The 11146-nt window shown below is 48.0% G+C and carries 9 protein-coding genes; 5 read left to right on the forward strand and 4 right to left on the reverse strand.

The genetic code is table 11. The features are described 5' to 3' along the window. The first annotated feature begins 105 nt into the window (after positions 1 to 105). Positions 106 to 2337 carry an MMPL family transporter gene (locus H1230_RS03080; RefSeq protein WP_239714178.1) on the forward strand — a complete coding sequence of 744 codons (2232 nt, stop codon included), beginning with the start codon at positions 106 to 108 and terminating at the stop codon, positions 2335 to 2337. Positions 2338 to 2435: 98 nt separating this feature from the next. On the opposite strand, the gene H1230_RS03085 is transcribed toward H1230_RS03080, so the two are convergent. From H1230_RS03085 to H1230_RS03100, 4 genes are all read right to left on the reverse strand, one after another. Then, on the reverse strand, positions 2436 to 2747 hold the full coding sequence (locus H1230_RS03085; RefSeq protein WP_239717064.1) for an antibiotic biosynthesis monooxygenase: 312 nt from the start codon (positions 2745 to 2747) through the stop codon (positions 2436 to 2438). Positions 2748 to 2819: 72 nt separating this feature from the next. Beyond that, complete coding sequence (locus tag H1230_RS03090) at positions 2820 to 3539, reverse strand: 3-ketoacyl-ACP reductase (protein WP_239714179.1); 720 nt, start codon at positions 3537 to 3539, stop codon at positions 2820 to 2822. A gap of 182 nt (positions 3540 to 3721) precedes the next feature. Beyond that, positions 3722 to 5275 (reverse strand): FAD-dependent oxidoreductase, encoded by a 1554-nt coding sequence (locus tag H1230_RS03095; RefSeq protein ID WP_239714180.1) that lies wholly within the window; start codon positions 5273 to 5275, stop codon positions 3722 to 3724. A 106-nt stretch (positions 5276 to 5381) separates the two neighbouring features. Then, entirely contained in the window at positions 5382 to 6503 is a 1122-nt protein-coding gene (locus H1230_RS03100) for a diguanylate cyclase (protein ID WP_239714181.1), read from the reverse strand. Between the two features lie 215 nt (positions 6504 to 6718). Between H1230_RS03100 and H1230_RS03105 the strand changes: the two genes are divergently transcribed. The 4 genes from H1230_RS03105 (at position 6719) to H1230_RS03120 (ending at position 11137) form a co-directional block, all read left to right on the forward strand. Beyond that, on the forward strand, positions 6719 to 7114 hold the full coding sequence (locus tag H1230_RS03105; RefSeq protein WP_239714182.1) for a Fur family transcriptional regulator: 396 nt from the start codon (positions 6719 to 6721) through the stop codon (positions 7112 to 7114). Positions 7115 to 7447: 333 nt separating this feature from the next. Continuing rightward, a complete protein-coding gene (locus H1230_RS03110) occupies positions 7448 to 9373 on the forward strand; it encodes a methyl-accepting chemotaxis protein (protein ID WP_239714183.1) in 1926 nt (641 codons plus the stop codon). A 167-nt stretch (positions 9374 to 9540) separates the two neighbouring features. Next, positions 9541 to 10353, forward strand: coding sequence for a uroporphyrinogen-III synthase (locus tag H1230_RS03115; protein WP_239714184.1), 813 nt, complete (start codon positions 9541 to 9543; stop codon positions 10351 to 10353). 151 nt (positions 10354 to 10504) lie between these two features. Next, positions 10505 to 11137 carry a ThuA domain-containing protein gene (locus tag H1230_RS03120; protein WP_239714185.1) on the forward strand — a complete coding sequence of 211 codons (633 nt, stop codon included), beginning with the start codon at positions 10505 to 10507 and terminating at the stop codon, positions 11135 to 11137. Positions 11138 to 11146 lie beyond the last annotated feature (9 nt).

Here is an 11146-nt window from a genome sequence, read left to right on the forward strand (position 1 = left end):
AATAAAAAAGATTTGATTAAAAATAAAAGGAAATATATGATAAGAGCATGAAATGACCCACGGCTCATTATTTAGACGCTGGGTACAAAAGAGAGGGTGAAGGGGATGTCAGGCTACGGTAAATGGGTGGCAGGCAGCAAAACGAAGTGGATTACACTTCTTGTATGGATTGCAGTAGTTGGAGCACTTACGATGTTATGGCCTGCTGTAAATTCACAGGTGGATAATAATGCTGCAAACCTTCCAGAAGATTCACAGTCCGTGCAGGCAGCAAAGATTGCCGCAAGAGAATTCCCAACCGGGAGCGGTATACCGGCACTGCTCGTATGGCATAGGGAAGGTGGGCTTACGGAGAAAGATCTGACGCAAGTCGGAGCCGTATACAACAAGCTTACACAAACGCCCTTGCCACATCAAAATTTTGTTCCACCACTAGGGAGTTTGCCGCCACAGGCACTTCAGGCTTCGTTGTCTGAGGATCGCAGCACGCTAGTGACTCCGGTTCTTTTCGATAAAACTGCAGATAGTGAACAACTAGGTGTTGCTGTTACGCAACTGAAGAAAATGATCAGCACCGAGACAGGTGGAGATCCTACCGCTGCTAAGGTGGATGGCAGTGACTTAAGCTTGCGCGTTACGGGTCCTGTCGGCATTTCTATTGACGCTACAGGCTTATTCCAGAACGCAGATGTGGCCTTGCTTATGGCGACTGTAATTCTGGTACTGGTGTTTTTGTTACTTATATATCGTTCCCCCATTTTGGCCGTTATACCACTCATTGCGGTTGGCTTTGCTTATGGGGTAACAAGCCCATTACTTGGAAAAATGGCGCAGGAGGGCTGGATCACCGTTGATTCCCAAGCGGTCTCGATTATGACGGTACTCCTGTTCGGCGCAGGTACGGACTATTGTCTGTTCCTGATTTCACGGTTCCGCCAGATGCTGAAGATAGAGGACAGCAAGAGCCGTGCCCTGCTACGCTCCATTACAGACTCGTCAGGCGCTATCGCCATGAGCGGATTCACAGTAGTGCTGGCTTTGTTTGCACTGCTGCTGGCCCAGTCGGGTGCTTACCATCGCTTTGCGATTCCGTTTAGCCTTGCTATCTTTATCATGGGTATTGCCAGTCTGACCCTAGTACCAGCCTTGCTGGCGATCTTCGGACGGACCTCATTCTTCCCGTTCATTCCACGGACCCCGCAAATGGAGGTTGACCGGGCCAAGGCTAAAGGCAAACCAGCTCCCAAGGTGAAGACTTCCCATATTCGCAATAAAGGGATCGGCGGACTGGTTGTCTCACGGCCTTGGGCTATTGTAGGGGTGACAGTTGTGGCGCTGGGGATTCTGGCTTCTTTCTCCAGTGGGATAAAATTTACGTATGATATTCTCTCCTCCTTTCCAAAGGATATGGAGTCACGTCAAGGATTTGATCTTATTGGCAAGCAATTCTCCCCCGGAGAGCTGGCTCCGGCCAAGCTGATCATTGATACAAAGGGGAAAGCCGATGGAGCGGACCTTAAGGTCATGCTTGGCGGAATTTCTTATGTGGATACCGTTTCCGATCCGCAGCAGGGAGCCGTTGACAAGAATATTCTAGGCTTTGATATTGAATTCAAAAACAATCCGTATTCGCTTGAAGCTATGAGTCATATTCCGGCGCTTCTGTCCACAGCAGAGCAGGCACTGCTGGATGTTGGGATTGAGAATCCTGCAGATAGCGTGTGGGTAAGTGGCCAAACGGCAACGCAGCACGATACCAAAAAGGTTGGCGAGCGAGACACTGATCTTATTATACCGGTCGTTATCGGGATGATTACCTTGCTGCTGCTGCTGTACTTACGCTCCGTGATCGCAACGGTATATCTGGTGGGAACGGTGATCCTGTCTTTCTTCTCGGCCCTTGGCATAGGGTGGATTATTATTCATTATGTACTCGGTGCAGAGGCCATTCAAGGTGCTATCCCGTTGTACTCCTTCGTTTTCCTGGTAGCGCTGGGCGAAGACTATAATATATTTATGATCTCAAATATCTGGAAGAAGCGAAAGAAAATGCCGTTGAAGCAAGCGATTGCGGAGGGCGTAAATGAGACCAGCTCGGTGATAACCTCTGCTGGCCTCATTCTGGCCGGTACCTTTGCCGTATTGGCATCATTGCCGATTCAGGTGCTTGTGCAATTCGGTATCATTACCGCTATTGGTATTTTATTAGACACTTTCGTAGTTCGCCCGTTCCTCGTGCCCGCGATTACGATGCTCTTTGGACGGCTTGCGTTCTGGCCGGGTAAGCATCAAGAAGTGGAAGAACCTTTGCCTATTCATGAGAGTAGCAGAGACTAAGAGAGTTTAGCACAACAGGGAAGTCCATGCTGCCAGATTTGGCTGCATGGACTTCCCTGTTTTTTTGAAATATAAGAATTTATATGTTCACACGGAGTTCAGTTCTCTGGTGTACGGCTAAGCAGCAGCTCGTACTTGTCGAGTGAGGCACCCAGAATGGCTTCGTTGCCGCCGGCACCCCGATGCGACTGGCGGAAGGAATCGCTTGAGGTCCAGCCTTTGAAGGCTTCTTCATTCTCCCAGACTGTACAAATCTTCAATTCTTCGACGCCCTCTTTAGGGCTGCCATGCCAGACCTCCATGCGAACAAAGCCGGGCATTTCTTGTACGCCGTTAGTTCCGCCGAAACGCTGGGCTATAGCTTCCCCATGACCTTCTTTAACCTTGATAGTGTTCGTTACTACTAGCATACTCATCGAACCTCCAATCAGTGTGATATACAAGTGATGCAGTTCATTCGAGTATGTGCTTCTTTCCGTATCTTATTGCGGATTAGTTGTCCAGATGCCCGCAGTTTTCAGGAAGACCCGATCCGGAAGCTTCAGTGCTGTCAGCGCTAGTTCAGCAACATCCTCAGGCTGCATCATCCGGTCTTCATCACCAATCGTAAGACCGGCATCGACAGCCAATCCCGTATTGACGGTGCTTGGAGTCAAGGCCACCACACGGATATTGTGTTTCCGTACCTCCTGTGCCAGTGCTTCGGTCATGCCCATCAAGGCAAACTTGGAAGCGCAGTAGGCAGAGCCTGTCGCGAAGCCGCGTTCTCCGGCTGTAGATGAGATATTAATAATATTGCCGCTGTTCTGCTCAATCATCGCGGGCAGAGCTGCACGGGTCACATAATAAGTACCGAACAGATTGATATTGATGTGGCGTTCCCAGTCAGCAGGGTCCATTTCTACAAGGGTACCGAACTGAGCAATGCCGGCATTATTAATCAGCGCATCAAATGCACCTAGGTCATTTTGCAGGGAGGCGACAGCCCGTTCGGCCTCTTCGCGTACAGAGACATCGGCTACGGCTATGCTTACCTTTACGTCATAGACTTCGGTCAAGGCTGATTTCAAAGCTTCGAGATCGGCTGAAGTTCTGGAAATCAGGCCCAGATTAGCGCCTTCTTTAGCCAACGCCAGTGCTAGGGCTTTTCCGATTCCTTTGCCTGCGCCGGTAATTACAACACTTTTCCCTCTTAAATCCATAACTTATCGTCACTCTCCCTTGAACTATTCTGAAGCAAAACTTTCTTCAGTCCTATTATAACCGAGTGGGCGTAGACAATCACGTCACGAGCGATGAGAACTAAAATGATCGACCTCCGTTTGGGGTTGGTGGATGGCAGCGCAGGTCTGGCCTTTAAGGCTGGGATTTAGCATATCGCGACTCAGATTTTCGCGTCGAGCTGGGTCAGGGGCAAGGTCGCCGGACCCTCCATTACCTCTCCATCGAAGGAGTAGCGGGAGCCGTGGCACGGGCAATCCCAGGAGCGGTCACCGTCATTCCATTCACACTCGCAGCCCATATGGGTGCAGGTTCGGTCTACTAGGTGCAGCTCGCCTTCTTGATCTCTATAAGCGCCCACACGTTTGCCGTCATGCAACACGACAGCCCCTTCATCCCGCTGCAGATCACGTGTCTTCTTGTGAATGATTTCGACTTTTCCTGCTACGAGTTCTTTGACGACATTAGCATTCTGAACGATGAAATTCTTGATGCCGGGAATAGCTTTGAAGCGGGAGGGATCGTACAGTTCTGTATAAGGGTGCTCTTTGCGCTGAATTTGGTCGGATATCAGATGGGCTGCTAATGTGCCGCTGGTCATTCCCCATTTTCCAAATCCAGTCGCGATATAAATTTCTTCATCTTTAGAGACCTTGCCGATATAGGGGACCTTGTCGAGTGTAATTAAATCTTGGGCTGACCAGCGATAAGGAAAAGACTTAATCCCGAGTAGTTGACCAGCGAACAGCTCCAGATTCTCGTAGTGACCTATCGTACAGATGCCTTGGCCTGTCTTGTGATTGTCGCCCCCCACAATGACCAGTTTTCTTCCTTCCCATTCCACAGCCCGCAGAGAGCGGGTAGGTTCTCCGGCGCTTAAATACATGCCACCCTCAAAGTCGGTCTCCGGCTGAATCGCCAGGCAATAGGAACGTTCGGCATGCAGACGCGAGAAATATAATGCTCCGCCATCATAAAAGGGGAAGTGGGAGGCAGAAACTACATGATTACAGGAAATCCGGTGTTCCTTCTGTTCCGTAAAGAGGGTGAGTCGGCCGCCCTGCTCCACCTTTTCACTAATCATCGTATGCTCGTAGATCACTCCGCCTTCCGCAAGAAAGACCTTAAGCAAGCCCGACAGATATTGCAGTGGATGAAACCGAGCCTGCCCAGGCAGCTTAATGACTCCCCTTGCTGTCAAGGGCAGCGATAATTGTTCCAGCCATTCACCGGGCAAACCTAATTTCTCATAAGCCTGGTACTCCTCTTCCAACTGCTTCAGCGTTTTCTCATCCCCGGCGTCAGCGTAGAGATAAGCATGTTCCCTTTGCATGCCGCAGGATAGCTTTAGCTCTTGGGCTGTATTTATCATCCATTCCATTGCTTCACTGTTCGCCTGAAAGTAAAGTCGGGCCTTCTCCACGCCAAAATGCTTCACAAGATCCTGATAGATCAGGCCGTGCTGGGCTGTGATTTTGGCACTTGTAAATCCGGTCGTACCGCTGAGAAGTTCACCTGCCTCCAACAGTGTGACCTTGTATCCGGCCTTGGTTAGCAAATAGGCTGTTGTAATTCCCGTAATTCCGCCTCCGACTACTGCGACATCCGTAGAATGATCTTCGGCGAGTCGTGGAAAAGCCGGCAATTCCGTGGTATCCCTCCAAAGGGACTCCGGAAAGTGCGGAAGATGGTACGACTGCTTATTCTTTGTATTCATCCTGAATATTCCTCCTCTTGTACAACCCTCCTTCTATTTATTACCACTGTCCAGTCAAAAGAAACGCTGTGGATAGGGTTCTAAATATTCGAGGATTCGGAGTCTGTTAATACTCGGAGTCAGAGGCAGGGGAATTGATAGATACTTTGTTGCGGCCAGTGTTCTTAGCATGGTAAAGGGCCTGATCCGCAGACTGGACCAAGAGCCTGCCATCTGCCCCAGGTACCGTCTCAGGGTAGCAAGCAAGCCCGATGGAGACCGTAATGGTTATACTATTGTCAGAAGGCAGCAGAAAAAGTTCGTTCTCCACAGCTTTTCTAAGCCGCTCGGCGGCGCTCTTCGCTTGAAGCAGCGGACAATCGGGCAGCAGCACTGTAAACTCCTCTCCGCCATTGCGGGATACTATATCATGGGAGCGGGAGTGTTGGCAGAGCCGGCGGGTAAGCTGTCTTAACACCTCGTCTCCAGCAGGATGCCCGTAGGTATCGTTGATAATCTTGAAATGATCAATATCAATGGCTAGCAGGGATAAACATTCCTGATGGCGCTCGGCCTGAGTCATTTCTATCTCCAGATGCCGATGAAACTGCTGCAAGTTATTCAATCCAGTCAAATAATCAGTGGTTGCCCGAACTTCAAGCTGGGTGAACACATCGTTGGAACGCTGGATATGCTCAGCAATGTAATAAACAATTAGCACAGCGCTGATTGAAATAATGAATTGTATTGGATAGAAATATATAGAAAGGCTTCCCAGAGTGTGTAGCAGCAAGGCGAGAAAGAGTCCCATCCAGAGCAGGTTTCCCACCATCATCTTGCGCAAGCGCGACCAGGGAAGCACAGAAATCCAGCTGCAAAGAATTCCATATAACAAAAGAGCGATTGCTGTAACGACGGAGTTATAGGAAGAATCATAAAAAATAACCCTGCAGATAGCCAGAATAAAGGCACAGACAAGTGTAGGCAGCCAGCCTAGATAGGAGGCCATAATTACAATGGTTAAATGGAGTAAGTTAACGTAGGTCCCAGGTCCGGCAAGATAAGAATAGCTCATCAGGATCAAGCCAAACAGGCCGAATAGAATCCCAGCACTCACACCAGCAAGTGGTGTCACCTTCGTCCCATTTAAAAAAGCATACTTCTTGGCAAGTCGACCGGAAAAAAACACAAAAGTCACCAATATGCAAAAGTTAGCAAATAAGCTGGCGATTAGATCAATCATCATCATGAAAATTTAAAACCCCTTACTAAAGTATTAGCGTAGTCAGCTAAACTGGCTTCATTCAGTTTAGCTGGAATTATAGTAATGATATAGAGGGAAAAATGAATCTTTCATGGATTTAATGAAATAAAAGTGCTTTTTAGTGCTTTATGACTATTTAATTGACGCCATTATACTCAAGACTTATACTTGATCTAAAAATAAGTTAAAGGGTGATAAAGATGAGAAACCTGAATTTGACTTCTCAGCGTCAAGCCGTTTATGATATCGTCCGGAGTTCGCATGATCATCCTACCGCAGCAGAAGTGATGAATCGGCTGGTTGAGCAGGGACATAACTTAGCATATGGCACTGTATATAACTCACTGCGATACCTTTCGGATAAACAAATGATTCGTGAGCTGAAGCTCGGTGAAGCCGCCAGTAGGTATGATGCCCGAATGGATGATCATCAACACATTATTTGTGAGGCGTGCGGCAAAGTGGATGAGGTCATGAGCCAGGTTCCACAGGATTGGATGAATACGGTAGCCAAAGAGACCGGCTATACTATTGGGCATGCCCATGTCGTATTCGGCGGAGTCTGTCCGGCCTGCAAGAGCAAGCTTCTGAACTAGGACAAACCACAATCATATAAGAAAAGACCGTTTTCAATAAACGGTCTTTTTTGACGTGTATATTATAATTATCTAGAAACACAGGAGAATAATGAAGAAACTTAGGAGAAAAATGGGTTTTCAAAGATGATATATAATTATATATTTAGGCTGGAGAATATATTGTACTGAAGACCTGAAAGAAAGCGAGTGATAACACCCATGCACAAAAAAACGCGTATGAACATCCGTTCGAAGCTAGTTCTTACATACCTTCTCGTCTTGTTGGTACCTAGTTTGATTATCGGCTGGCAGACCTATCAAACAGCCAGTACTGAGGTGGGAAATCAGCTCATGAACAATGCTACTGAAAGCGTATCGGCCGTTAATGGAATCATCAATGCTAATATTCAAGCTAAAATAGACGATATTAATTATTTTGCTGCGCAGATATCATCCGATGCAGTGAACAGTGAGGCCAATGGCGAATCCTCTGCTGCTCTGAAGGCCAGATTAAAGGAGTATGCCACGCTGCATCCTGATGTCCTGGATATTTATGTGGGGACAAGCCGGGGAAAAACAATCCATGCAACAGATACCAAACTTCCGGAAGGGTATGACCCGCGCAAAGATAATTCTTATGTTGATGCGCTTAAGCATGGTAAGGGGATTGTGATCTCACCTGCGTTTCAAACGGTTAATAATGAAATCGCTATCGCAATCTCATCTGTGCTTGAGGGTGGAAACGGAGTCATGGCGATGAATCTCAACCTTTCCAAGCTGAGTGAGCTAACCAGCCTGAAGGTAGGTAAGAAAGGATATATTTTTATTATTGATAGCAGTAAGAAATTTCTTGTTCATCCCACTGAGACTATCGGCAAGGAGAGCAACCTGGATTTTATAAAGAAAATGTTCGAGAAAGAAGCTGGAACATTTGATTATGTCTATAAGGATGCTCAGAAGAAGATGACCTATGAACAAAATGCTCTAACGGGCTGGAGAATTGCGGGAACCATCAGTAAGGATGAGGTTCTAACTGCGACAGACGATATCCGTAACAAAGCATTCATCGTCATTGCTATCTCTGTGCTCTTCGCACTGGTGCTGATTTATATCAATGTTCGTTCCATTCTGCAGCCGATCCATCGATTGGGGAAAGCGACAGAGGTTATAGCTAAAGGGGATCTGTCAGAGGATATTGGGACTTTCCGCAATGATGAGATCGGTATGCTGGCGGAGAATTTCCGGATTATGGTTTCAAATCTCCGCGAGATGATTATTGGTGTACAAGAGATGACAGACAATGTGTCTTCTTCCGCTGAGGAACTGACTGCCGGTGCTGATCAGACAACGCAGGCTATTGAGCATGTCACCATCGCTATTCAAGAGGTGGCGGCAGGTACTGAACGGCAGGTTAACAGCGTGCAAAAAGGGATGGACAGTACAGCGGCTACAACTAATGAAGTAGGGCAAATTTCCGAATTGATGCAACAGGTATCAGCAATGATGGACAAAACCTCGCTATCCGCTGCGGAAGGTAACGAATCGGTCATCAGCGTTGTGGACAAAATCAACAGCATCCATCAAACGGTGGAAGAGCTTGGTGGTGTAATTGATAATCTCAATGACCGCGCCAGCCATATTGTCGGAATCGTCGATGTGATTACGGGTATCGCACGGCAGACTAATCTGCTGGCACTGAATGCTTCGATTGAGGCTGCCAGAGCCGGGGAGCATGGACGTGGGTTTGCTGTAGTCGCTACAGAGGTGCGCAAGCTGGCAGAAGAATCGGAGAAATCAGCAAGGCTGATCTCCGAGCAAATTGCTTCGATTAATGGGGAGATGAAACAGGCAACAGCAACCATGGAGAATGCGAAGGAGCGGGTATCCGAGGGGATTATAGCAGTCGATTCCACTGGAAGATCCTTCTCCCGAATCCGCAGAGCGGTTAAGGGTGCTGCAGAGAAGATCGTAGATATGGGTGGAGCTGTACACACATTAACAGTCGAGGCCGATAGTATGGAAAAAGCTATTCAGGAGATTCGCAGTATTACCGAGGAATCGGCAAGCAATGCGGAGACAATATCAGCCGCGGCTCAGGAGCAACTGGCATCTGTAGAAGAGATTGCTTCTTCGTCAGCAGACCTCAGCCATCTAGCAGATGAACTGCAGAAGTTGGTCGGCCGTTTCAAATTGTACGCTGTGAATGGTGATGCTGAAGCATTACCTATTCCACTGCCAACAACAGAGCAGGAGCCTGAACGCGAGTCTACGTTCTGAAAATATACTTCATCATCTGCGAGAAACGGTTCCTGTCCATCAAAAGGACGGCGAAGCCGTTTCTTCTTTATATGTAAATGTCTTACTCTGGCTTTCCTTTTTTACCCCTTTGCAAGTATACTGATAAGCAACAATAAGGGGTTCCGGAAAAGGAGAGAGACGATTACATGGCAGAACAATTAAAAGGTATGATTATCGCCCTTGCGGGTCCACGTAAATCGGAGGAAATGGTCAAGCTAGTGCAGAACATGGGTGGAACGGCCGTATGCCGCCCTGCACAAGGCACTGTATTTCTGGATGATGAGGCGCTGCGTGAAGGCTTAACCTCCTGGATAAACAATCCGCCACATTGGACCATTCTGACAACTGGAATGGGCTTTAACGCTTTGTTCGAAATGGCCGAAAAAATGGAGATCGCCGAACATTTTCTGGAGGTTCTTTCGGGGTCCCTGATTGCAGCAAGAGGCTATAAAACAGTCAATGCGCTGAAGAAACGTGGACTGGCTCCAGAGGTTCGTGACGACGATGGCAGTACAAGTGGATTAATCCGCGGACTGCAGCCTTTTGATATGCAAGGCAAAGAGGTAGTGTTGCAGTTGCATGGTGATCCGGCTCCGCGCATGGTCTCTTGGCTGAGTGAGGTTGGCGCGAATACTCGCCAGATTTTGCCGTATCGCCATACACCGCCGGAGCCAGGTCAACTGGAAAGATTGCTTGTGGAAGTCATAGAAGGCCGTGTGGATGCTGTTGCTTTTACAAGCGCACCACAGTTTCGGTTTCTCGTAGAGTTCGCCCGAGAGCAAGGGAAGCTCGCAGAGTTGCTGAATTCTTTTGAAGAAAAGGTATTAGCCGTTTCGGTAGGCAGAATTACCTCGGAAGCACTTAAGGAAGAAGGCGTTCAGCGGATTGTTATGCCAGAGCATGAACGAATGGGCAGCATGTTCGTAGAGCTGGGTCGATATGTGGCTGCGAATCGCTAAGAAGAACCCTATTGGAGGTATGCTGGCGGACGGTATCTGAAAAAAGTATGCCCGCTCTGAGCTTGGCGTGAATGGACATCTGCAGCAGTTTTACTTAGAATATAAACAATGTGTAACTACTAATGATAACGAAATAAGGAGGAGGACACCTATGGACAAGCGAAAATGTCTGTTACTTGGTGACTACACCCATCCCCGGTTTCATCCACTGCAGGGAGTGGACCAACAAATTAGCGAAATACTAAATGATTTGCTGATAGTACAGTGCTCGGAGAATAAAAAATTGCTGCACAGTGAGCATTTGGCCGGCTATGATCTATGCATTGCCTATAACGAGTTATGGAATGAAACGGTATCGCCTCAACAGACAGCCGGGCTGCTTAGTTATGTGAGTGGAGGTGGAGGTTTGATCGTGCTGCACACAGGGATCTCACTGGCCAAGCGTTATGAACTGGCCCATCTGATCGGCGGTCGCTTCACGGGCCATCCAGCCTACACTACCTTGAACTTTAAGGTGCTGGAACATAACATTACGGAAGGTATAGAGGACTTCCAATTGGACGAAGAGCCTTATCGCTTTGAATTCGATCCGTTTACGGAGAAGACTATTCTGCTTGAGTATGAGGAAGACGGAGAAAGACGCCCCGCAGCCTGGTGTCATAGTTACGGACTTGGCAGGGTTGTTGTCCTTATGCCTGGTCATCATGAGCCATCCTTTCGCCATCCGGCGATACGGAAATTGATTCTGCAGGCTGCGACTTGGGCTGCGCGTATTCCAAGATAAAAATAAATC

Source organism: Paenibacillus sp. 19GGS1-52 (assembly GCF_022369515.1).
Taxonomy (GTDB): domain Bacteria; phylum Bacillota; class Bacilli; order Paenibacillales; family Paenibacillaceae; genus Paenibacillus_AQ.

Coding starts and splice junctions, on each gene's coding strand:
- H1230_RS03120 (WP_239714185.1), top strand. CDS start 10,505: ATGGACAAGCGAAAATGTCTGTTACTTGGTGACTACACCCATCCCCGG.
- H1230_RS03105 (WP_239714182.1), top strand. CDS start 6,719: ATGAGAAACCTGAATTTGACTTCTCAGCGTCAAGCCGTTTATGATATC.
- H1230_RS03085 (WP_239717064.1), bottom strand. CDS start 2,747: ATGCTAGTAGTAACGAACACTATCAAGGTTAAAGAAGGTCATGGGGAA.
- H1230_RS03100 (WP_239714181.1), bottom strand. CDS start 6,503: ATGATGATGATTGATCTAATCGCCAGCTTATTTGCTAACTTTTGCATA.
- H1230_RS03080 (WP_239714178.1), top strand. CDS start 106: ATGTCAGGCTACGGTAAATGGGTGGCAGGCAGCAAAACGAAGTGGATT.
- H1230_RS03090 (WP_239714179.1), bottom strand. CDS start 3,539: ATGGATTTAAGAGGGAAAAGTGTTGTAATTACCGGCGCAGGCAAAGGA.
- H1230_RS03110 (WP_239714183.1), top strand. CDS start 7,448: ATGAACAATGCTACTGAAAGCGTATCGGCCGTTAATGGAATCATCAAT.
- H1230_RS03115 (WP_239714184.1), top strand. CDS start 9,541: ATGGCAGAACAATTAAAAGGTATGATTATCGCCCTTGCGGGTCCACGT.
- H1230_RS03095 (WP_239714180.1), bottom strand. CDS start 5,275: ATGAATACAAAGAATAAGCAGTCGTACCATCTTCCGCACTTTCCGGAG.